At 74.5% G+C, this 20,825-nt stretch carries 20 protein-coding genes; 6 read left to right on the plus strand and 14 right to left on the minus strand.

Annotated elements, in window-relative coordinates; genetic code table 11:
• Positions 1-45: 45 nt before the first annotated feature.
• Both ACZ50K_RS13195 and ACZ50K_RS13200 read right to left on the minus strand, forming a co-directional pair.
• Positions 46-516, minus strand: coding sequence for a hypothetical protein (locus tag ACZ50K_RS13195; RefSeq protein ID WP_468901620.1), 471 nt, complete (start codon positions 514-516; stop codon positions 46-48).
• Entirely contained in the window at positions 513-920 is a 408-nt protein-coding gene (locus tag ACZ50K_RS13200; protein ID WP_468901623.1) for an ATP-binding protein, read from the minus strand. Before ACZ50K_RS13200 ends, ACZ50K_RS13195 begins: the two co-directional genes overlap by 4 nt.
• Positions 921-1,036: 116 nt before the next feature.
• Here ACZ50K_RS13200 and ACZ50K_RS13205 point away from each other — a divergent pair, with 116 nt between their 5' ends.
• From ACZ50K_RS13205 to ACZ50K_RS13220, 4 genes are all read left to right on the plus strand, one after another.
• Entirely contained in the window at positions 1,037-1,882 is an 846-nt protein-coding gene (locus ACZ50K_RS13205) for a helix-turn-helix domain-containing protein (protein ID WP_468901626.1), read from the plus strand.
• Positions 1,879-2,073, plus strand: a complete 195-nt coding sequence (locus tag ACZ50K_RS13210; RefSeq protein ID WP_468901629.1) for a DUF397 domain-containing protein — start codon at positions 1,879-1,881, stop codon at positions 2,071-2,073. Before ACZ50K_RS13205 ends, ACZ50K_RS13210 begins: the two co-directional genes overlap by 4 nt.
• A 62-nt stretch (positions 2,074-2,135) precedes the next feature.
• The gene (locus ACZ50K_RS13215; protein ID WP_468901631.1) at positions 2,136-3,290 is read left to right on the plus strand and encodes a low temperature requirement protein A; all 1,155 of its coding nucleotides are present in this window, start codon (positions 2,136-2,138) and stop codon (positions 3,288-3,290) included.
• A gap of 22 nt (positions 3,291-3,312) precedes the next feature.
• A complete protein-coding gene (locus ACZ50K_RS13220; protein ID WP_468901634.1) occupies positions 3,313-4,557 on the plus strand; it encodes a cytochrome P450 in 1,245 nt (414 codons plus the stop codon).
• A 92-nt stretch (positions 4,558-4,649) separates the two neighbouring features.
• Here the strand turns inward: ACZ50K_RS13220 and ACZ50K_RS13225 are convergent, their stop codons facing one another.
• Together ACZ50K_RS13225 and ACZ50K_RS13230 are read right to left on the minus strand one after the other, a co-directional pair.
• On the minus strand, positions 4,650-5,144 hold the full coding sequence (locus ACZ50K_RS13225; protein WP_468901637.1) for a DUF5949 family protein: 495 nt from the start codon (positions 5,142-5,144) through the stop codon (positions 4,650-4,652).
• Positions 5,145-5,200: 56 nt separating this feature from the next.
• Complete coding sequence (locus tag ACZ50K_RS13230) at positions 5,201-5,803, minus strand: hypothetical protein (protein ID WP_468901639.1); 603 nt, start codon at positions 5,801-5,803, stop codon at positions 5,201-5,203.
• 212 nt (positions 5,804-6,015) lie between these two features.
• Between ACZ50K_RS13230 and ACZ50K_RS13235 the strand changes: the two genes are divergently transcribed.
• Entirely contained in the window at positions 6,016-6,459 is a 444-nt protein-coding gene (locus ACZ50K_RS13235; RefSeq protein WP_468901642.1) for a DUF6299 family protein, read from the plus strand.
• A gap of 52 nt (positions 6,460-6,511) precedes the next feature.
• Here the strand turns inward: ACZ50K_RS13235 and ACZ50K_RS13240 are convergent, their stop codons facing one another.
• The 4 genes from ACZ50K_RS13240 to ACZ50K_RS13255 form a co-directional block, all read right to left on the minus strand.
• On the minus strand, positions 6,512-6,685 hold the full coding sequence (locus tag ACZ50K_RS13240) for a hypothetical protein (RefSeq protein ID WP_468901645.1): 174 nt from the start codon (positions 6,683-6,685) through the stop codon (positions 6,512-6,514).
• A gap of 87 nt (positions 6,686-6,772) precedes the next feature.
• Entirely contained in the window at positions 6,773-8,857 is a 2,085-nt protein-coding gene (locus ACZ50K_RS13245) for a SpoIIE family protein phosphatase (RefSeq protein ID WP_468901647.1), read from the minus strand.
• Positions 8,858-9,079: 222 nt separating this feature from the next.
• Positions 9,080-10,348, minus strand: a complete 1,269-nt coding sequence (locus ACZ50K_RS13250) for an NAD(P)-binding domain-containing protein (RefSeq protein ID WP_468902411.1) — start codon at positions 10,346-10,348, stop codon at positions 9,080-9,082.
• A gap of 56 nt (positions 10,349-10,404) precedes the next feature.
• On the minus strand, positions 10,405-11,763 hold the full coding sequence (locus tag ACZ50K_RS13255; protein WP_468901649.1) for a carboxylate--amine ligase: 1,359 nt from the start codon (positions 11,761-11,763) through the stop codon (positions 10,405-10,407).
• A 150-nt stretch (positions 11,764-11,913) separates the two neighbouring features.
• Between ACZ50K_RS13255 and ACZ50K_RS13260 the strand changes: the two genes are divergently transcribed.
• Entirely contained in the window at positions 11,914-13,560 is a 1,647-nt protein-coding gene (locus tag ACZ50K_RS13260) for a glycoside hydrolase family 26 protein (RefSeq protein WP_468901651.1), read from the plus strand.
• 8 nt (positions 13,561-13,568) lie between these two features.
• On the opposite strand, the gene ACZ50K_RS13265 is transcribed toward ACZ50K_RS13260, so the two are convergent.
• The 6 genes from ACZ50K_RS13265 to ACZ50K_RS13290 form a co-directional block, all read right to left on the minus strand.
• A complete protein-coding gene (locus ACZ50K_RS13265) occupies positions 13,569-14,711 on the minus strand; it encodes a GNAT family N-acetyltransferase (protein WP_468901654.1) in 1,143 nt (380 codons plus the stop codon).
• Positions 14,708-15,517 carry a YveK family protein gene (locus ACZ50K_RS13270; RefSeq protein WP_468901656.1) on the minus strand — a complete coding sequence of 270 codons (810 nt, stop codon included), beginning with the start codon at positions 15,515-15,517 and terminating at the stop codon, positions 14,708-14,710. The genes ACZ50K_RS13265 and ACZ50K_RS13270 overlap by 4 nt, the downstream gene beginning before the upstream one ends.
• A gap of 62 nt (positions 15,518-15,579) precedes the next feature.
• The gene (locus ACZ50K_RS13275; RefSeq protein WP_468901658.1) at positions 15,580-16,866 is read right to left on the minus strand and encodes a glycosyltransferase; all 1,287 of its coding nucleotides are present in this window, start codon (positions 16,864-16,866) and stop codon (positions 15,580-15,582) included.
• Entirely contained in the window at positions 16,863-17,642 is a 780-nt protein-coding gene (locus ACZ50K_RS13280) for a polysaccharide deacetylase family protein (RefSeq protein WP_468901661.1), read from the minus strand. Before ACZ50K_RS13280 ends, ACZ50K_RS13275 begins: the two co-directional genes overlap by 4 nt.
• The gene (murJ, locus tag ACZ50K_RS13285) at positions 17,632-19,380 is read right to left on the minus strand and encodes a murein biosynthesis integral membrane protein MurJ (protein ID WP_468902413.1); all 1,749 of its coding nucleotides are present in this window, start codon (positions 19,378-19,380) and stop codon (positions 17,632-17,634) included. The genes ACZ50K_RS13280 and murJ overlap by 11 nt, the downstream gene beginning before the upstream one ends.
• 83 nt (positions 19,381-19,463) lie before the next feature.
• Entirely contained in the window at positions 19,464-20,825 is a 1,362-nt protein-coding gene (locus ACZ50K_RS13290; RefSeq protein WP_468901664.1) for an O-antigen ligase family protein, read from the minus strand.

Below are 20,825 nucleotides of genomic sequence, written 5' to 3' on the forward strand. Positions count from 1 at the left end.
CCGGACCTCAGAGCGGGGCCAGCTCCCAGGACTCCCCCTCGGGGCTCAGGTACCGGAGGCGGTGCGAGCCGGCCGTGACCGTGAGGCCGACGCCACCATCCGGGAGGACCCGTCGAGAAGGCCCAGGATCAGCGCCGCCTGATAGCCGGTGCCGAGCCCGCCGTCCAGGACCTCGTCGTCCGGCTGCACGTCCAGTGCCTCGATCATCCGCACGGTCACGCTCGGCTGGGTGCTGGACGAGGTGGGTACGCCGTACCAGCCGCCCTCGGCACGTCTGGCCTCGCCGAGCTCCGTGACGAGGGTCCTGTTCGCATAGACCGGGGCCAGCCAGCCGTCCCCGTCCGACCGGCCCCGCTCCCGCCACAGGGTGGGCGCCCCACCCGCGTTCTCGAAGTAGCGCGGGACGAACACATGGCGCGGCGTACCCCTGACCGCCCGGCCGAGAGCGGCGGACCCCAGGTCCCCCGATGCCTCCAGGCCGTCCGCCAGTCCGCCCGCCAGGACTTCCCAGTTCACGCCCGGAGCTCCAGTTCGGCCCAGACGGTCTTGCTGATCCGCTGTACGTCGACTCCCCACGCGGCGGTGAGCGCGTCGACGAGCACCATGCCGTTGCCGCCGGCGCCGTCCGCCGCGGGCCGGATCTCCGGCTTCCGCTCCCATCGGGCGTCGGTGACGGCCACCCGGAGCGTGCCCCCGGCCAGCTCCAGCCGGATCCGGAACCGGCGCCCCGGGACCCGGCCGTGCACCACCGCGTTGGCGACCAGTTCCCCGATCACCAGGGCGGCCGTCCCGGAGGCCTCCCCGTCCGGTGGCAACCCCCAGTCACGGAGCCGTACGACGGCCTGCCGGCGGGCCAGCCTGGCTCCGCGCTCGGTACCGCTGAACATCTGCTCCCACGCCGCTTTCCCGCTTCCGGTCATGGTCGTCCGCCCTTCGCCCGCCACCTCGGAGTTTCACCGAACGTGGCTCGACTATGGCTCCGTGTAACTAGTCTGACCATGAGTCACCTAGTGCAGTTGAAGGGACTGGGCCGCATATGCCAGGCAAGCAGGAAGCCGACCCGTTCCACAGCCCCGCCCACTGGATCGGGTACGTGGTACAGCAGTCACGTACGAGCAAGTCCCGCAGGGAGAGCGGGCGGACGCTCTCTCAGGCCGCACTGGCCACGAAGGCCAGGACCAACCAGACCCGGATCAGCGAACTGGAACGCGGCCTCGCCCCGCCGGACGTCCCGCTCGCACGCGAGCTGGAGCGCGCGCTCGACCTTCCCCCGGACGCCCTCGTCGCCGTGGTCCGGCAGATGCGCGACACCAAGGTCAGGGACTACGCCCAGCCGTACATGCGTCGGCTGTTCGTCGCGGAGGCGATCTACCACGTGGGCATGGCGGCGGTACCGGGCACCCTCCAGACCGAGCGCTACACGGCCGCGCTGATGGCCTCCGGCATGGTCGGCGCGCGCCAGGAGGACATCCGGGCCCTGGCCCACGAGCGGTGGGAGCGCGCCCAGGAGATACTGACGCGCGACACCCCGCCCCACGTGACCCTCATCCTGTACGAGGGGGTGCTGCATGCGGAGATCGGGGACCAGCCGGCTGTCGCCGACCAACTCGGATACCTGCTGAAGGTGGCTGCCCTGCCGAACATCAGCGTGCGCATCCTGCCCTACTCCGCGCCGGTCATCGTGGGCATGCTGACGTTGCTCACGTTCGACCGGGGGGCCGGGCGTGCCGCCTATACAGAGGGCCATGCGTGTGGTGCTCATACTGAAGAGCCAGCCGAGGTAGCCGAGTTCCAGCGGGTCTATGATCGGTTGTCAGAAGAGGCTGAACGGCCCGCCCGTTCGCTGGACATGATCCGAACAGCACTGGAGCGCATGAGATGAACTCCCACGGAATGCCGGGTTGGTTCAAGTCCTCGTACAGCGGTGGTGTCAACGACTCGTGCCTGGAGATCAACCCCTCCGCCGTCTCCACCGTCCTGGTCCGTGACAGCAAGCAGCACGAGGGGCCGGTCCTCGCGGTGTCGGCCGAGGCGTGGTCGCTGCTGGTGGGGGCGGTTCGCGCGGACGGCTGACGCGGGGGGCGCGGGCCGCGCGCCTCGGGTGTCGGGGGGCGTCGCGCTGCTGGGATGGCGGCATGGCGTACGTACCGATGACCGCCCGGAGCCGCGACGAGGCCCATCGGGCGGCGACCCCGCTGGAACTGTTCTTCGACCTGTGCTTCGTGGTGGCGGTGGCGCAGGCCGGCCGCCAGCTGGTGCACGCGCTGGCCGAGGACCATGTGGGGGCCGGGATCACCGGCTACCTGTTCGTGTTCTTCGGTGTGTGGTGGGCCTGGATGAACTTCACCTGGTTCGCCTCCGCCTACGACATCGACGACGTGCCCTACCGGATCTCGGCCCTGGTGCAGATCTCCGGTGTGCTCGTCTACTCGGCCGGGATCCCGCGCGCCTTCAACGACGGCGACTGGACCGTGGCCGTCATCGGCTATCTGGTGATGCGGGTGGCGCTCACCGAACAGTGGCTGCGGGCGGCGGCCTCCGAGACCGGCAGTGCCCGCCGCTGCGCGCTCACCTACGCGGCCGGGCTGGTGGTCTGCCAGCTGGGCTGGATCGCGCTGCTGTGGGCGCCGGACGGCGCCAAGCGGTGGCTGTTCCTGGTGCTGGTGGCGGCCGAGCTGCTGGTGCCGGTGATCGCCGAGCGGGGCCACCAGACACCCTGGCACCCGCACCACATCGCCGAGCGGTACGGCCTGTTCACCATCATCGTGCTGGGTGAGACCATCGCCGCCTCCACCGTCGCGGTGCAGTCCGCGCTGGACGAGCACGAGGCGCTGGACGTGCTGCTGCCGATCGCGGCGGGTGGTCTGCTGCTGGTGTTCGCGGCCTGGTGGATCTACTTCGCGGTGCCGGCGCACGACCGGCTGCGGAGCAACCGGGAGGCCATCCCGTGGGGTTACGGGCACTTCGTGATCCTGGCCTCGGCGGCCGCGATCGGCGCGGGCATCGAGGTGGCCGTGGAGCACGCGGTGGGCAAGGCGCACGTGTCCACCCTCGCCGCGAACCTGGCGGTGGCCGTGCCGGCCGCCCTGTTCCTGCTGTTCACCTGGCTGCTGCACTCCCGGCACTTCAAGCGGGGCACCGCCCAGCAGCTGGTGCTGCCGGTCGCCGCGGTGGCCGTACTGGCCTGCGCCTGGACGGGTTCCTACGCGGTGCTGTGGGCCGGGCTGGTGGCCGCCGCGGCCGTGGCGGTCGGCGTAACCCTCGCCGTACGGACGCGTTCTGGAGCGTGAGAACTCCAGAGAGGCGTCACGCATGAACACAGACCCGGTGGTTCCCGCACAGCGGCGGGACCTGGCCGACCCGGCGTTCTGGCAGCAGCCGCCGGCCGCCCGGCTGGCCGCCTTCGCCCGCCTGCGGGCCCTGGACGGCCCCCGCTACTTCCCGGAGGGGCGCGGGCGCGGACACTGGGCGCTGGTCCGGCACGCGGACGTCCAGGAGGCCAGCCGGAACCCGAAGGTGTTCGCCAGCGCGCCGGGGGTGACCACTCCGGAACCGGCCCGCTGGGTGCGGGCGCTGTTCGGGGACTCGATGGTCAATCTGGACGGTTCCGAGCACGCCCGCCTCCGGAAGATCGTCCAACGGGCCTTCACCCCGCGCCTGCTGGCCGCCGCCGAGGCGGACATCCACGCGGTGGCGGCCAGGATCGTGGACGAGGTGCTGGAGCGGCGGCCCGAGGAGTTCGTCGAGTCCGTCGCCTCCCGCCTGCCGCTGGAGGTCATCTGCAACATGATGGGGATCCCCGAGCGGTACCGGGCGGAGATCGCCGCCCGGGTCAACCACGCCTCCGAGAACATCGGGGTGGAGCGCGGGCTGGCGGACCGGCTGCGGATCCCGGGGCGCGGGCTGCGGGCCCTGGGCCGGATGCAGCGGATGGTGGCCGGGATCGGCCGGGAGCGCCGCCGGAACCCCGCCGACGACCTGATCTCGGCCCTGGTGTGCGCGGACGTGGACGGGCAGGCGCTGGGCGCCCGGCAGTTGGGGGCGTTCTTCTCGCTGCTGATGGTGGCCGGGGTGGAGACCACCCGGAACGCGATCACGCACGGGCTGAGCCTGCTCACCGATCACCCGGAGCAGCGGGAGCTGCTACTGGCCGACTTCGAGGGCCGGGCGGACGGTGCGGTGGACGAGATGATCCGGCACTCCACGCCGATCATCCAGTTCCGGCGGACGGTGACGGCCGAGCACAGCCTGGGCGGGCACCTGTTCCGGCCCGGGGACAAGGTGGTGCTGTACTACGCCTCCGCCAACCGGGACGAGGCGGTGTTCCCCGATCCCGACGCCTTCGACATCACCCGCTCGCCCAATCCGCACCTCGGGTTCGGCGGCGGCGGCCCGCACTTCTGCCTGGGCGCGCATCTGGCCCGGGTGGAGATGAAGGCCCTGTTCCGGGAACTTCTCACCCGGCCCAAGGAGTTGCGTGCGGTGGGTCTGCCGGACCTCGCGGGCTCGAACTTCGACAACCGGGTCCGGTCGCTGAAGTTCGCCTTCGAGCACTGAGCGGGCGGTACGGCGGAGGGAGCCGGCCACCGGGCAGGCTGGGAGCCCGGCGGCCGGCCGTGCACGGCCCCCGTTGGTGCTGCTCGGCGCGGCTACTTCTGGAGCCGCCGGACGCGCAGGACGCAGTGCACGCTGGCGGTGAGGATGGCCTCGTCGCCGGCGTAGGCCTGGAGCATCTCGGCGGTCACCGGGCGGCCCGGGACGGCCTCCGGCCAGGCGCGGGTGCCGAAGAGGAAGTAGACCTGCTCGCTGTCGTTGGCCGCCTCGACCCACTCCGGCGGGGCGGTGCAGCGGGCGTTCAGCCCGGGCAGGGTGAGGGCGATCTGGTCGCCCTCCAGGAGCACCTGGATCGGGAAGGTGGAGGCGTTGGCCGTCCCGTCGAGGACCACGTCGCCGATCGGCAGGCCCATCTCCTCCAGCAGCGCCCGGGCGGCCTCCTCGCCCTTCTCCGCGCCGCCCGGGCCGTCGCCCAGGGTGTAGGCGAGGAGGTAGGGGATGTCGTGGCCGTCCTCGGGGTCGCCGATCCAGGCGAGCACGGAGAGCGTGCCCAGCTGGGACCGGTCGATTTCCGCGTGAGTTGAAGTCATGCGCCGCACCCTAGTGGTGTTTCCCCGAGTGCTTTCCGGCCCTTCACCCGGGCGGGCTATACCTCCCAGAATCCTTCTCCGGAATTCGCCTGGATGTTCGCGTCCGCGTACTGGAGGCGCACAATGCGCGCGTTTTCCGGAATTTCGAACACCACCCATCCCTCGGCCCGGTCGCCGACCGAAAGGGAATCGAAGACCAGCGGTTTGCCCGTGGTGAGCTCCCCGGTGCGGATCGCCGGATGACGCCCTCCCGCGCTGTCGTGCGCCCACATGCGCCCGAGTGCCCCGTAGGTGGCACCGCCCACGTTGACGAAGGACATCCGGGCGCCCACCCAGCGCTTGCCGGCCGGCGGCGCGTAGGCCCGGTCCACGCTGACCGCCGGGTCCGCGTAGGCGTCGAGGACGGCCTGGAGATGGCGGCCCATCTGCCGTCCGTGCACCCGCAGCGGGTCCCCGACGTGCGCGGCGGCCCGGCGGCCGGCCGGGGGCCCGTCGGGCGGCAGGTCCTCCTCGGCGCCGGGGGCGTTGTCGTCCACCGGTACGGCGGGCATGGCGGCGGGGGCCAGGGTGGCGTCCGGCGGCGAGTCGGCGCAGCCGGTCGCGGAGAGCAGCAGCAGCGGGAGCAGGGCGAGACAGGCGGGGGTGACCGAGCGGCGCATGGGGATCCCTTCGGGGGATGTATTCCGGTCAGTCTCACGCGGCCGAGCGGGCAATTGCACACACCGACACGAGCGCGCCGGGCGAGTTGCCGCGGCCCGGCCAGCACAATGCGTTCCGGCGGTTTCACCACGCCCTGGAACATCCCGCGGCACATCCCGTGAAAAATCCCGCGGCACATCCCACGAGCCACTTCCTGACATCCGGAGGATTCATGCGCATCAGCACTCCCCGACTGGCCCTGGCGGCGGTCTCCGCGGCCGCGGCGGCCCTCGCCCTCACCGCCCCGGCGAGCGCCGGGACCTACGGCAACGACATTTCCGTGCACCCCACCGGGCACATCTCCCGGGACGGGACCGTCACTCTTTCCGGGACCTACCGGTGCAGCGCGCCGTCACCCTCTGGAGGGGTTCGGGTGGCGGCCACCCTGGTCCAGGACGGCACCCGGCTGGGCTTCGGCGGGGACGAGGCCGTCTGTGACGGGGAGCAGCGCAAGTGGTCCGCCACCGGGACCCTGCGGATGACCCCGGACGTCCACCCCGGCGGGGCCGGTGCGGAGGTGCGGCTGACCTCGGCGCGTCCGGGCCGGGGACTGATCCCGCGGATCACCCACCTCGCCGAGGAGCACCGCGACATCGAGCTGGTGGAGCGCGGTTAGGGGACCGCCCTCCGGGGGCCCGCTCCGGGCGGTCCCGCTACCGGCGGTCCCGCTACGGGCAGTCCCGCTCCAGGCCGACCATCGACATGTAGGCCACCGGCCGGCAGGGCCGGTCCGGGGCCGGGTGGTCGGCGGCGGCCGGGCGGGTCGCCGCCCAGCCGGCCGGCAGGAGCAGCACCAGGGCGACCAGGGCGGTCGGCAGACCGCCCTTCACCCGCCGACTCACGGCCGAATCCTTCTCATGCGGCGATCCTCACCCCGGCCGGCCCGGTCCACAACCCGGTGCGTCCATCCGGTCACCCAGCGCAGCCGTTCAGGGTTCGGCGGGGGCGTCGAACTCGCACCAGACGGCCTTGCCGTCGCCCCGGGACTCCACGCCCCAGTGCGCGGCCAGCGCGTCCACCAGCAGCAGTCCGCGGCCGGTGGTGGCGGACTCCCCCGGGGTGCGGCGGCGCGGCCAGACGCTGGACCGGTCCTTGACCCAGAGCCGGACCTTGCGGACCGGTTCGGGCAGCACCTCCATGGTGAGCACCGCCCCGCCGTCCGTGTGCAGCAGCGCGTTGACCAGGAGTTCCCCGGCGGCCAGCTCCACATCGTCGGCCAGCGCCGGCATGCCCCAGTCGCGCAGGGCCTGGCGCAGCGCGTAGCGGGCCTCGGAGAGGCCCTCGGGGTCGGCCTGGTGGACGTACTGGTGGATCCGGGGGGCCCGGTGGGTGCCGGGGTCGGGGGCGCGGCGCAGCACCAGCAGGGCCACGTCGTCGCCGGAGCCCCAGCGTTCCCACAGCCGGTCCAGCAGGTGGTCGGCGAGCGCCCCGGCCTCCTGGGGGCCGCTGCGGACCGCCTGGGCGAGGGCGTCCATGCCGGTGGTGATGGTGGTGCCGGGCTCCTCCACCAGGCCGTCCGTGCACAGCACCAGGGTCTCGCCGGGGACCAGGTCGAGCCTGGTCTCCGGGAACTCCTCCTGCTCGAAGACGGAGGCCAGGCCGAGCGGCAGGCCGCCGCGCAGGTTGGGCCAGCCGGTGCGGCCGTCGGTGTGCCGGATCAGGGGTCCCAGATGGCCGGCCCGGACCGCGCGGACCCCGCCGGTCTCCAGGTCGACCTGGGCGTAGGTGCAGGTGGCGAAGCGCTCGGTGTCGAGTTCGGCGAGGAACCGGGAGGCCCGGGCCAGCACGGTGGACGGCGGATGGCCCTCCCCGGCGTAGGCGCGGAGCGCGATCCGCAGCTGGCCCATGATGGCGGCCGCGTGGGTGTCGTGGCCCTGGACGTCGCCGACCACGATGCCGACCCGGTCCCGGGGCAGCGCGATCACGTCGTACCAGTCCCCGCCGACCTCCCGGCCGCTCCACGCGGAGTGGTAGCGGACGGCGATCTCCCCGCCGGTGATCTCCGGGATCCGGCGCGGCAGCATGGCGGCCTGGAGCCCGGTGGCGAACTCGCGCTCCTGGTCGAAGAGCAGCGCCCGCATCAGGGACTGGGCGACGATGCCCGCCAGGCCCAGGGTGAGGTTGCGCTCCTCCGGGGTGAACTCCTCGCGGCGCCGGTAGAACAGCACCAGTCCGCCGATGGCCTTGGCCTGGGCGATCAGCGGCAGATAGGCGGCCGCGTCGTAGGCGATGGCCCGCAGATAGCGGCCGATGTCGGGGAACTCCCCGGCCAGCTCGTCCATCGAGGTGACGAACCGGGCCTTGCGGCTGCGGACCGCCTTGGCCAGCGGGACGTCCCCGTCCAGCCGGGTGAACCGGCGTTCGTTGAGGATCTCCAGGGATTCCCCGCTCAATGCGATGATCTTGATGGAACCGTTCTCCACCAGGCCCAGCGCCAGCCCGTCCGCACCCAGCCGCTCCAGCGCCCCCGCCCCGGTCAGCACCGCCGTGACATCGTCCACGGTGACCGCCCGGGACAGCGCCTCGGTGGTCCGCTGCACGATCGTGGTCTGCTTGGCCCGGGCCGCCTCCAGCTTCCGCAGCAGCTCGGAGTGGGCCAGCTCGGCGGTGGCGTCCCGGACCACCCCGACGATCCGCCGGGGCGACCCGCCCGCGTCCCGCAGGATCCGGCCCTGGGTGTGGGTCCACTGCTCGGTGCCGTTGCGCCGGCGCACCGTGAAGTACGAGCCGTACGTCGACTCCCCGGCCTCGATCGCGGCGAGCACCACCTCGCCCAGCCGGACCGAGTCCTCGGGCGGGATCCGCACCCCCAGGCCCTCCGGGGTGCCGTCGAAACCGCCCTCGGCGAGGTCGAAGACCACCATTCCGGCCGGGTCGATGTCCAGGGTCCCGGCGTCCAGGTCCCACTCGAAACTGCCCATCCCGTTGAGCGCGAGCCGCTCCCCCGGCCCGGTCACCGCGGCCGACCGCCACTCCCGCTCCGGTTCCCGCCCCTGACCCCGCTCCGCTGCCATGGGACACACCACCTAAGGGCCGGGCCAGCACGGCTGGGAGACCAGCCGTTCCCACTCCTCGTCAGGATGCCCCGGAAGGGTGCGCCCGGCCTCCCGCCAGCGCTTGACCAGGGACATGTAGATCGTCGGGGCCGGGCCAGCGGGCTGCTGTTCCGCACGGCTCGCGGGAATGCGGACCCAGCCCCGCCCCTGTGCTCGCTCCCGGCTCATCACGGACCCCTCTCACCGGTTGACCGCGGACCGGTCGCCCTGCTCGTCGGCAGCCCGCCGCCCGGCCGCGCCGGGCAGCGGGATCCGCGGGCCCAGACGCCTGCGGACTCCTGCCACCAGTTTCCCCGCAGTGAAGCCCGCGCCGTGTACAAATCGCATGGAAGGGCCGAATGAGGGAGCGGTGAGCAGCCCGGCGAAGAACAGTCCCGGGCAGGAGGACTCGAAGGAACCGGTCAGCCGGGGGGTGCGGCCCTCCGAGACGGTCGCCAGGCCGGCCCGCAGCCCGGCGTCCAGCAGGTCCAGCCGGGCCAGGTCCGGGGTGAACCCGGTGGCCGCGACCACATGGTCCACCTCCAGCTCCACCGGCTCCCCGGCCGGCCCGGTCAGTCCCAGCCGGGTCCGGCCGCCCACCGGCAGCGCCCGGCGCAGTTCGTGCCCCAGCAGGGCGGGCACCTGGCGCTCGAAGCGCTCGCGCAGCCACCAGGCCCCGGCCGGTCCCAGCGCCGTGGCCACGATCCGCTCCCGGGTCCGGCCGGGCAGCCGGCGCACCGCCCAGGGCAGCTCGGCCCAGGCCCAGCTGCGCCAGCCGGTGCCCAGCCCGCTGTGCGGTTCGCGCAGGGCGCGCGGCAGCGGCCGCTCCAGGGCCTGCGGGACGGTGTTCCAGTTCAGCCGGTGCCGGCGGGCCACCAGCACCGGGCGGGCCCCGGACTCGGCGAGCAGCGCGGCGGTCTCCAGGGCGGCCTGTCCGGCGCCCAGCACGGCCACCTCCTGCCCGGCGAAGGCTCCCAGGTCCCGGTGCGAGCTGCTGTGCGAGACGTGCCCGGGCGGCAGCCCGTCGAGCACGGCGGGCAGGTTCACGAAGGGCATCACCCCGACGGCCAGCGCCACGGTCCGGGCCAGCAGCCGGGGCCCCCCGGCGGTGTCGACCCGGAAGCCCCGGCCGTGCGGGGCGACGGCGGTGACGGTGTGCTCCTCCACGCCGGGCCCGGCCCGGTCGGCGAACCACTGGCCGTACGCGCTGAAGGTGCCGATCGGCAGCGGGCTGCCGTGCGCCGCCCCGATGCCCAGGCCCGCGCAGTACTCGGGCAGGCCGTGGCGGCCGCCCGGGGCGGACAGGCTGGAGGCCCAGGGCTCCGATTTCAGGTACATGCCCTCGGGCATGTGGTCGCGCCAGGAGGCCATCGGGCGGCCCAGGACCCGGACGCTCAGCCCGGCGGCCGCGGCGTGCGCGGCGACCGACAGCCCGTACGGCCCGGCGCCCACCACCACCAGATCGTCCATGCGGTTCACTCGCTCTCTTCTTCCTCCGTGCGATCCCGGCCGGGCCCCGGCCGGGATCAGCGGGTCACCAGTTCGTCGGGCTCGGCCGGACTCTGCGGCGGCGCCTGCGAGGAGCTGTGCTGCGCGGGCAGTCCGCCCCCGCGCTGGCGGGGCGTACGGGCCTGGGCGCCCCCGGTGCCCCGGCCGCGGGCCGGGAGCTCGCGCAGCGCGGCGCCCAGCCGCCGGGTGCCCTTGCCCGCTCCGCGTCCGAGGAAGGCGGAGACCATCCCCAGGAACGGCAGCGGATCGTCGGCGGCGAACCAGGCGGCCTCGAACCCGCCGCCCCCGCCGGTGTGCTCCGCCCGGCCGCCGGCCGGCGGCCGGGCCCCGCGCAGGGCGGCCAGCAGGGCGTAGTTCTCCGCGAGGAACAGCCGCCCGGCGGCACCGGCCGGCTCCGGGGCGAGGGCTCCCTGCCCGGTCAGGTCCAGGTACATCGCCTGGACCACGTCGAGGCCGGAGGGTTCGGTGAACAGCCGGAACTGGGCGCCGGGCCGCGGGTTGAAGTCCACCAGCCGGAGGCAGCCGTCCTCGTCGCGGCGGAAGTCGAGGTCCAGGATGCCCTGGTAGCCCAGGCGTTCGGCGAGCCGCAGGCCCGCCTCCTCCACCGCGGGGTCGGGCAGCCAGCGGCCCATCGCGGTCAGCCCGGTCCGGACCGGCCAGGACAGCTCCTTGCGGCCGGAGCCGGTGAGCAGCGGCCGCCCGGAGCGGGTGAAGCAGCCGTGGAAGAACCAGTCGGTGTCCGGGCCGGCCGGCAGGAACCGCTGGAGCAGCAGCCGGCTGCCCGCCTCCGCCGACCGCTCGTACAGCCGGCGGGCCTCGGCGGCGGTGTGCAGCAGGGTGGTGCTGCGCAGTCCGCTGCCGGCGGGCAGCAGCCAGGGCCGGCTCCACTTGGCGACCACCGGCAGTCCCAGCCGCCAGGCCGCGTCGGCGGCCCCGGCACCGTCCTCCGGGACCACGGTCTCGGGGTGCGGGATGTCCCAGCGGGCGCAGAGCCGGGCCAGCTCCGCCTTGTCGGCGACCCGCTCCGGCAGCCCGTCGGGCTGGTGGGGGATCCGGAAGCGGTCGGTCAGCCCGGGGGCGAGCCGGGCGACGGTGATCGCGCTCAGGTCGTCCATGGCGATCAGCACCGCCTGACGGCCGATCCGCTCGGAGACCCCGGTCAGGCACTCCGCCAGCCCCTCGGGACCTGACGGTCCGGCATGGACCGTGCGCAGGTAACGGGAACGGGCCATCGGCCCACCGCCGTCGGCGACCACCGCGTGGACCTCCACGCCCCGGCGGCCCAGCGAGCGGACGGCGCCGAGGGTGCCGTGGTGGAAGGGGTTCCGGTCGAGTCTGAGCAGAACCGCGGGCACATGAGTGGCGAAGGCGTGCATGGGAACGGTGTCTTTCACCTAGTCGGACCAAGCGGAAGTGGTGCGCAGCTGCGAATGGCCTACCGATCCGTCACCGGGCAGGCCGTTCATCGGATCTGATGCCTAACGTCTTTTCAGGACCAGCCATTCGGAAAGCCCCGGGAGAACGCCATGGCCAGACCACGCCACAGACTGGCGAGCGCCTGCATCGGTACGGTCACGGCCGGGATGCTCGCCACCGGTGCCGCGCTCGCCGCACCGGACGGGGGGACGGCCGGGGACTCCGGCACCGCGATGGGCGCCTACCTGGACTACGGGCCCTCCGGGGTGCAGCGGATCCGGAACCTGTCGCTCTGGCTGGGCGGCCGGGACATCCGGGTCGGTCACACCTACCTGCCCGGGGACGTCTGGTCGAACATCGAGGGCGCGCCCAGCTTCCTGGAGTCCTGGGCGCAGTGGCGGCGCGCCGATCCCCGCCGGATGTTCGTCCTCAACGTGCCCATGCAGGAGCGCAACGAGGGCCGGGTTCCGGACCGCGAGGTCGCCCGGCTGATCCGGGCGGGCGCCCAGGGCGAGTTCGACCGGCACTTCGAGAAGCTGGCGCGCCGGCTGGTGGACCTGGGCGTGCCGGACACGGTGATCGTGCCCGGCTGGGAGATGAACGGCATCACCTACACCCACCGGTGCGCCCCCGACCCGGAGAACTGGAAGGTGTACTGGCGGCGGGTGGTGACCGCGATGCGGTCGGTGCCCGGCCAGAAGTTCCGGTTCGACTTCAACCCGAACCGGGGCACCGACGCCATCGCATGGACCCGCTGCTACCCGGGCGACGCGTACGTGGACATCATCGGCATGGACACCTACGACCAGGGTCCGGGCCGCACCTTCGACGAGCACATCAGCCAGCCGTACGGACTCCAGCAGCACGTGGACTTCGCGAAGGCACACGGGAAACCGATCTCGTTCCCGGAGTGGGGGCTGTTCCGTCACGGGGACAACCCGGACTACATGCGGCGGATGCTGGAGTGGATCGAGGAGCAGAAACCGGTCTACCACACGATCACCGACTACTGCCCGCACGGCGTGTGGCAGTGCAAGGACAACCCGAAGGCCAGCAAGGTGTTCCGGGAGCTGATGGCCCAGCGTCCGGGCCCGGTGCCGACCCCGGTGGTGCCCACGCCGCCCGTGGTCCCGACCCCGGTGGTCCCGACCCCACAGGTGCCGAGCCCGCAGGTGCCGACCCCGGTCCCGCCCAGCCCGCAGGTCCCCACGCCCCAGGTGCCCACCCCGCCGGTGCCCACCCCGCCCCTGCCCACACTGCCCGTGCCCACGCCCGAGGTGCCGAGCCCCAAGCCCTCCCCGGTCGGCCCCGGCCCGGAACTCCCAAGCCCGAAGCCCTCCCCGGTCGAGCCGGGCCCGGAGGTGCCGAGCCCGGTCGAGCCGAGCCCCGTCGCGCCGAGCCCGGAGCCGTCGCCGGTGGCACCCAGCCCGGAGGTCCCCGAGCTCCCCGAGCCCGGCCCGGTGGCCCCCAGCCCGGTCGCACCCAGCCCCGTGGCACCCAGCCCGGTCGTCCCGAGCCCCGTGGCACCCAGCCCGGTCGCACCCAGCCCTGTCGCGCCCAGCCCCGTCGGGCCGGTGCCCGTGCCGGTGCCGGCCTCGCCCTCGCCGGTGCCCTCGCCCGTCGCCCCGCCCACCCCGCCCCCGCCGCCCCTCAACAGCAAGCAGTGGTGCGTACCGCTGAACTTCGGCGAGTGGCTGGGCAAGCTGGTCGGCAAGCAGAGCGTCTGTGTGAAGGTGGACTGGCGCTGGCCCTTCTAGCGTCACCGTCACCGGACCCGGAGCTCGTTCAGCCGGGCCCGCCAGTCCCGGGCGGCCGGCAGCGCCTCCCGCAGCGCGTCCACCGCCCGCTCGCGCCCCGTCACCTGCGACTCGTGCAGCCGCAGCAGGGGCGCCAGCGGCGCGGTGGCCAGCAGCAGCCGCTGGTTGACCACCACCTCCGGCCGCCAGTGGTTCTTGTACGGCTCGGTGCCGCGCAGGAAGCTGACCACCTCCCGGCCGTCCGCCAGCGCCCGGCGCGCCTCGTGGCGCAGCAGCAGCGTGCCCACGTCCACCTTCCGCACCCGGAGTTCGGGATCGGCCCCGTAGAGGTAGCCGCCGCTGAACCCCGCGGACAGCAGGGTCACATTGGCCGCGACCACCTTCCCGTCCAGCCGGAACTCGGTGAGCCGGCCGTGGCCGCTGCGCACCATCCGCCGGGTCGCCCGGGTGAGGTGCTCGGCGAACCGGGGCCGCAGGTGCTCCGGGGTCACGCCGCGGCCGCGCCACTGCTTCTCGTGCAGCCGCAGCAGGGACCGTACGGCCCGGGGCACCTCCTGCTCGGTGACCTCGTGCTCCTCGATGCCGGCCGCGTCCACCTTCCGCAGCTTGGCCCGGACCCGCTGCGCCCCCGCGGTCGGCATCCGCTTCACCAGCTCGTCGAAGGGCAGCACGGGCAGTTCCATGCAGGCCGAGTCGGACAGCCGGCTCCGCGCCCCCGCCCACTGGTCGAACAGCTGCTCGGCGGCGGCCCCCGGCCGGACCTCCCGGAGGTCCACCACCGCCCCGCGGGCCGCCCGGTGCAGACCCCGGGCGAGCGCGGGCAGCACCTCCGCGGTGTGCGCGGCGTGCACCAGGACGTCCGAGTAGTCGGTGATGCCGCCGCCGAGCGGCACCAGCAGCGGCAGCGGCCGGTGGACGAGCATCAGCGCGGCGGCGCCGACCAGTTCGCCGTCCCGCCGGACCAGCAGGGTGCGCAGCCGGCCGTCCCGCCCGTAGGAGAGCCACCAGGAGTGCAGCCAGGCGTGGCTCTGGAAGGGGGTGGCGGTGGGGCAGTTCCGGACAAGCCGGTTCCAGGGCTGTTCCAGGGCGGCGAACTGCCGCGGGTCACGGCACAGCGTCACCGTCAGGCCCCCGGTGGAGCCCTCGCTCATCGGGCGGACTCCTTCTCCTTCACCGGGCCGGCGACCGGGTCGGCGGCCTCGCCCTGGGCGGGCAGCGAGGTCACGTAGACCTCGGGGGAGTCCGGTCCGGCGGGGCCGCCCGCCTCCGGTGCGCCCTCGGCCCGGCGCCGGCCGGCCGGGCGGGCCAGCAGACCCAGCCCGCCGAGCAGTCCGCCGGCGCAGAGGCCGACGGCGGCGCTGATCGCGGCGGACGGGGAGGCCGCCTCGGTGGGGGCCACGGCCTGGTTGAACAGCAGCAGCTGGACGCCGGTGTTCTTGGCGGCCTGGTTGCTGCTGAGGGACAGCGCGTCCGCGACGGCGTTGGCGATGTCGGCGGCCTCGGCGGGGCTGTGCGAGCTGCCGGTGATGGCGATCATCGGGGATTCCGGGGAGGTCTCCGCGCGGACCTGGGAGCGGAGCTCGCGGGCGGTCAGCCCGGCCCTCGGCTGGGCGTAGGCGAGGGTGGCGTTGCTGGTGGCGATCCGGGCGTAGGCCTGGGCGAAGCCGAGGGCGGTGGCCGGTTCGGTGCTCTCGTCGGGGACGGCGACGACGAAGCTGGTGGCCACGTACTCGGGGGTCTTCAGCAGCCCGTACGCGCCTCCGGCGGCGAGTCCGATCAGGGCGCAGGCGGGCAGCGGCCACCAGCGGGGCAGCGGTCCGCGGCGGCCGCGCGGCCGCCGCGGACCGCCGGCCTTGGGCTGGGGGGATTCGGCGCGCCCGCCGCGCCGCTCTGCCCGGGAGCCGGGCCCGGCCTCGGCCTGCGGGTCGGCCTTCTTGTGGTCGGAGGTGTCGGCCATCTGCGTGCTCGCTTCCTCGTGGAGGGGTTTCGGGCGTACGTACGTGGGGTTCGGTGTCGGTCTCAGCCGGGCCCGGTGCCGCCGGGCGGGACCCGTGTTCCGGCCGGGCCGGGGACGGGGACGCCCGGTCCGGTGCCGGGCCGGGCCGGTTCCGGGCCGCCCGCCGGCAGCGGGGCGGGGGCCGCCGGGCGGCGCAGGGCCCGGGTGTAGACCGCGAGGAGCTGCTCCGCGGTGCGGCTGATGTCGTAGCGGCGGACCACCGGAGGCGCCGGGAGGCGGGTGGCGCCGGCCTCCATGTGGCCGCGGAGGGCGGCGAGGAGTTCCTCGGCCCCGGTGCCGATCCGGCGGGCGCCGGGGGCCTCGGCGGCGGGCAGGTCGTCGATGGCCGGGCAGGTCACGTGGAGCACCCGCAGTCCGGCGGCGAGCGCCTCGACCACGGCCAGTCCGAAGGCCTCCTCGCGGGACGGGGAGACGAACACGTCCATGGCGGCGAGGAGGGCCGGGATGCCGGGGGTGCGGCCGTCGGAGCTGTCGCCGAGGGGGTCGCGTTCGCCGAGGAGGTGGACCCGGCCCTGGGCGCCGAGTTCGGCCGCGAGCCGGCGCAGGGCGGGGCGTTCGGGGCCGTCGCCGACCAGCAGCAGATGGGCGCCGGGCAGCGCGGCCACCGCGCGGACCAGTGCGTCGAAGCGTTTGCCGGGCACCAGCCGGCCCACCCCGCCGATCACGAAGGCCCGTTCGGGGAGGCCGGTGCGGGCCCGGGTGGTCCGGCGGACGGCCGGGTCGAAGCGGAAGCGGGCCGCCTCGATGCCGTTGGGCACCACGTGGACCCGGTCGGCGGGCACCCCCCAGGCGCGCAGCCGGTCCGCGACGGTGTCGGAGACGGCGACGGTGGCGTCGCCGAGGCGTTCGCCGGCCAGGTAGAGCCCCCGGACCCCGCGGGACAGCGGGCGGCCCTCGATCTCGGCGTCGCCCAGCGAGTGCTCGGTGGCGACGGTGGCCGGGGTTCCGGCGAGCCGGGCGGCCAGCCGGCCGTAGAGGCAGGCCCGGTAGAGGTGGGTGTGCACCAGGTCGTAGCGGCCGCGCCGGATGAACCGGACGAGCCGGGGCAGGGTCGCCAGGTCCCGGTTGCCGCTCATGCCCAGGTGGACGACCCGGACGCCGTCGGCGCGCAGGCCCTCGGCGACCGGGCCGGGATTGGTGAGGGTGAGGACCTCGCAGTGCAGGGGGAGGTGGCGCAGCAGCAGCCGCAGCTGCTGTTCGGCGCCGCCGATGCCGAGTCCGGTGATGATGTGCAGCACCTTGGCGGGGCGGGCGGCCTGGGCCGGGAGGACCGGCGGGGCGGGGGTCACCGGAGCACCGCCCGGCGCAGTTCGCGGACCTGGTGCCGGAGCCGTTTGATCCGCAGCCGGCCTGGGCCGTCCGCCTGGCTGACGTGGGTGCGGGGCATGGCGTGCGGGCCGGCGAGCCGGCCGGGGCCGATGGCGCAGGCGTAGGCGTATCCGGCCGCCCGGGTGGCGGCGAGCACCCGGGGGTCGAGGGAGCCGTAGGGGTAGCAGAACCCTTCGGGGAGGGTGCCGGTGAGGTCCCGCAGGCGTTCGCGGCTGCCGCGCAGTTCGTGTCCGAGGGCCTCGTCGGAGCATTCCGTCAGGTGCTGGTGGAGGAGTCCGTGCGAGCCGATCTCCTGGCCGGCCTCGGCGACCGCGCGGATCCCCTCGGCGGACAGCAGGGTCTTGCGGGGGCCCAGCGGGTCCCACTCGTTGTCGGAGCCGAGGCGGCCGGGGAGGACGAACAGGGTGGCCGTGCACTCGTGCCGGCGGAGCAGCGGCAGGGCGTGGGTGAGGAAGTCGGTGTAGCCGTCGTCGAAGGTGAGTCCGACGAGCCCGGCGCCCCGGCCGGCGGCCCGGGCCCGCCGGAGTTCGCCGACGGACACCCCGCGCAGACCGCGGGCGCGCAGCCAGCGCAGCTGGGCGTCCAGGGCAGCGGGGTTGACGGTGATGCCGTACGGGTCCTCGGCCGGGTCGGTGAACTCGGCGACCGAGTGGTACATCAGCACCCAGGGCGCGGCGGTGCGGCGGCCGGGGCGGTCCGGCGCGGCGAGGGCGGCCGTGTCGGTATCAGCGGACATGACGGAACCTCTGGGAGAACTGGGCGAGCTGGGCGGACAGGGTGGTCACTTCGAGTGCCCGTATGGCGGTGCCGGTGGCGGCGAACATGGCGGGGATCAGCAGGCAGCCGAGGGCGGCGCTGACCAGTGGGTCGGGGATCATCGGGCCGGCCAGCCAGCCGGTGCCGCAGGCGGCTCCGGCGGCCACCGAGAGCCGGCCGAGGCTGATGGCGACCCGGCGGACCTGGATGGAGATGATCCGGGAGCCGAGGCCGGTGAGGAGGAGCGCGGCGGTGGTGGAGATGCCGGCGGCGTTGGCGGCGGCGATGCCGTAGGTGCCCCACCAGCCGGCGGTGAAGATCCCGGCGACGATGTTGACGGCCAGTCCGGCGGCCATGGCCAGGGCCGGGAACCAGGTGGGCCGGGCGGCCGAGAAGAAGGGCCGGGAGAGGGCGCCGACCAGGCAGTGGCCGAGCAGGCCGAGTCCGTAGACCCGCATCACGGAGGCGGTGGCGAGGGTGTCCTGGTGGGTGAACGCGCCGCGTTCGAAGAGCACCTGGATGATCTGCGGGGCGTAGCCGATGACCAGGGCGGTGCCCATGAGGACCACGAGGGAGGCGAGGGCGAGGTCCTGTTCGACCCGGCGGCGGGCCTTCTCCCGTTCGCCGCCGGCCATCGCCTGGGCGACCACCGGGAAGGTGACGGTGCAGATCATCAGGGAGAGCACCATCGGCATCTGCGCGACCTTCTGCGCGTAGTTGAGGTGCGAGATGGCGCCGGCCGGGAGGGAGGCGGCGAGGAAGCGTTCGACGAGGACCTGGGACTGCCGGAAGACGGCGAAGAAGACGACCGGGGCGATCATCCCGAAGGCGATCAGGGTGGGCCGGTCGCGGTCCCGTTGGGCGCGGCTGGCGCGCTTGGCCCGGGACGGCCGGAAGCCCACGTTCCGGATGAATGCGGGGAGTTGGACGAGGACCATCAGCAGTCCGCCGCAGGCCACCCCGAGGGCGGCGGCCCGGACGCCCCAGAACCGGTGCAGGGCGAGCATGGCGGCGATGATCCCGATGTTGTACGAGACGTAGATCGCGGCCGGTGGCAGGAAGGACCGGTGGGCGCGCAGGGCGGCGCTGAAGTATCCGGCGACCCCGAAGGTGAGGACCGTCAGGGCGGTCAGCCGGGTGCACTCCACGGCGAGTCCGGGGTCGGGCAGGCCGGGGGCGAGGATCCCCACCACCAGGGGGGCGGCCACGATCATCAGGGAGGCGATGGCGGCGAGGAAGACCACCAGCCGCGGCAGGGTGGCCGCGACGAGCAGCCGCACCGGGTCCTGGGCGCGGGCCTCCTTGCGGGTGAGCCCGGCCCGGCTGGCCGACCGGCGGGCCAGGGCGTGGCTGAAGGCGGGCACCATCAGCAGGGCCATGGCGTCCTCGATGAGGAGCGTGGAGGCCATCTCGGGGACGGTCCAGGCGATCAGGAAGGCGTCGCTGTCCGGGCCGGCCCCGAAGAGGTGGGCGATGGTCTGGTCGCGGAGGAGGCCGAGGACGGCTCCGGCGGCGGTGAGTCCGGCGGTGACCGCGGCGGCCTTGGCGAGGAAACGGCCGAGCGGCGCGGGCCGCTGCGGGTCCTCCGGTGCGTCGGTGCGGCCGTCCGGGCCGTCCGTCCCGCCCGCGGAGTCCGTCCCGCCGGGGGTGTCCGGGCCGCCGGGGACCCCGGGCCGGTCGGGGCCGGCCGCCCGTGCCGCCCGGGCCGGGGCGTCCACCGCGCTGCCCGGGTGCGGCGGACGGCCCGCGGCCGCGGCGAGGTCGGTCGCCGCGGCCGCGGGCCGCCAGGGCGTGGTATCCGTCACCGGCCGGCCGCACCCGCGCGGGACAGGGTGCCCGCCGTGCCCAGGGCCCACCAGGCGGCGAGACCGATGATCACTCCGGTGAGCACGGTGGACGGGCCGCCGATGTCGGCGTAGAGGAAGTCGGTGGTCTGCCAGACGAAGAGGCCGACGGCGACGAGTCCGCAGTCCCGGATCCGGCGGGCCGCCGGGTCGGGGGCGGCGACCCGGCGGATGCCGGCCACCAGCAGTGCCGCCCAGCCGCCGACCAGCGCGGTCAGCCCGATCAGGCCCTGCTCGCTGAGGATCAGCAGGTACATGTTGTGCGGGGAGAGCAGCGGCTGGCGGACGTATCCCTGGCCGGCCCCGGCGGTGTCGCTGCCGGAGGAGAGTCCGAGGCTGGAGTGGCCGTCCCGGTGGGCGGGGAAGCCCTTGAGGCCGACCCCGGTGGCCGGGCTCTCCCGCCACATGGAGGTGGCGGCGGCCCACATGGTGTACCGGTCGGTGACGGACTGGTCGGGGGCGCTGGAGACCTGGGTGATGGAGGCGAGGCGTTCGCCGACCATCTCGGTGCCGACGCCGAGGCCGCCGACCAGCACCACCGCGGCGGCGGTCAGCGCGGTGAGGACCTTCAGGGCCCGGCGGATCCCGGCGAGCAGCATCACGACCAGGGCGGCGGCGGTGGTGGCGATCCAGGCGCCGCGGCTGAAGGACAGCACCAGCGGGACCACCAGCAGCAGGGCGGCCGCGGCGGCGGCCCGGCGGGTCCGCCGCCCGGTGCCGGGGGCGCTCCCCAGGGCGACGGCGGTGGCGATGACCAGCCCGTAGGCCACCACGGTGGCCATGCCCATGACGTCGCCCGGGCCGAAGGTGCCGACGGCCCGGATGTCCTCGCCCTGGTAGGAGGCGCCGGTGTGGGTGGCGTACTGGACGACGCCGACGGTTCCCTGGACCAGGGCCAGCATCACGAAGCAGCCGGCCGCCAGCCGGAACTCCCGGGCGTCCCGGACCAGCAGCACCACGGCGGCCGGCACCAGCACGAACACCTGGAGGTACCGGACGAACCCGGGGAGCGCGGCGTAGGGGTCGCCGGCCGTGACGGTGGCGACGGCCAGACCCGCGGCGGGCAGGCCCAGCACCAGGGCGGCGGTCCGGCTGATCCGGTTGGTCTCGCCGCGCAGGGCCCTTACCGCGCACACGGCGACCAGCAGCAGCGAGGCGGCGTCGGCGGGGGTGACCTTGCCGGAGGCGGTGGCGTCCCCGGCGGGCAGCGGGACGGCGAGCAGCAGGACGGTGGCGGCCAGCGGCAGCAGCGGCCAGTGGCGGTGCAGCAGGCCCGGCAGCGCGGGCCCGGACCGGCCGGCTCTCAGCGCGATACTCAT

This window comes from Streptomyces sp. NPDC033845 (assembly GCF_055576225.1).

Excerpts from the sequence above, each read along its gene's own strand:
- ACZ50K_RS13200 (WP_468901623.1), bottom strand. The coding sequence starts at position 920 with ATGACCGGAAGCGGGAAAGCGGCGTGGGAGCAGATGTTCAGCGGTACC.
- ACZ50K_RS13205 (WP_468901626.1), top strand. The coding sequence starts at position 1,037 with ATGCCAGGCAAGCAGGAAGCCGACCCGTTCCACAGCCCCGCCCACTGG.
- ACZ50K_RS13210 (WP_468901629.1), top strand. The coding sequence starts at position 1,879 with ATGAACTCCCACGGAATGCCGGGTTGGTTCAAGTCCTCGTACAGCGGT.
- ACZ50K_RS13215 (WP_468901631.1), top strand. The coding sequence starts at position 2,136 with ATGGCGTACGTACCGATGACCGCCCGGAGCCGCGACGAGGCCCATCGG.
- ACZ50K_RS13220 (WP_468901634.1), top strand. The coding sequence starts at position 3,313 with ATGAACACAGACCCGGTGGTTCCCGCACAGCGGCGGGACCTGGCCGAC.
- ACZ50K_RS13225 (WP_468901637.1), bottom strand. The coding sequence starts at position 5,144 with ATGACTTCAACTCACGCGGAAATCGACCGGTCCCAGCTGGGCACGCTC.
- ACZ50K_RS13230 (WP_468901639.1), bottom strand. The coding sequence starts at position 5,803 with ATGCGCCGCTCGGTCACCCCCGCCTGTCTCGCCCTGCTCCCGCTGCTG.
- ACZ50K_RS13235 (WP_468901642.1), top strand. The coding sequence starts at position 6,016 with ATGCGCATCAGCACTCCCCGACTGGCCCTGGCGGCGGTCTCCGCGGCC.
- ACZ50K_RS13245 (WP_468901647.1), bottom strand. The coding sequence starts at position 8,857 with ATGGCAGCGGAGCGGGGTCAGGGGCGGGAACCGGAGCGGGAGTGGCGG.
- ACZ50K_RS13250 (WP_468902411.1), bottom strand. The coding sequence starts at position 10,348 with ATGGACGATCTGGTGGTGGTGGGCGCCGGGCCGTACGGGCTGTCGGTC.
- ACZ50K_RS13255 (WP_468901649.1), bottom strand. The coding sequence starts at position 11,763 with ATGCACGCCTTCGCCACTCATGTGCCCGCGGTTCTGCTCAGACTCGAC.
- ACZ50K_RS13260 (WP_468901651.1), top strand. The coding sequence starts at position 11,914 with ATGGCCAGACCACGCCACAGACTGGCGAGCGCCTGCATCGGTACGGTC.
- ACZ50K_RS13265 (WP_468901654.1), bottom strand. The coding sequence starts at position 14,711 with ATGAGCGAGGGCTCCACCGGGGGCCTGACGGTGACGCTGTGCCGTGAC.
- ACZ50K_RS13270 (WP_468901656.1), bottom strand. The coding sequence starts at position 15,517 with ATGGCCGACACCTCCGACCACAAGAAGGCCGACCCGCAGGCCGAGGCC.
- ACZ50K_RS13280 (WP_468901661.1), bottom strand. The coding sequence starts at position 17,642 with ATGTCCGCTGATACCGACACGGCCGCCCTCGCCGCGCCGGACCGCCCC.
- ACZ50K_RS13290 (WP_468901664.1), bottom strand. The coding sequence starts at position 20,825 with ATGAGTATCGCGCTGAGAGCCGGCCGGTCCGGGCCCGCGCTGCCGGGC.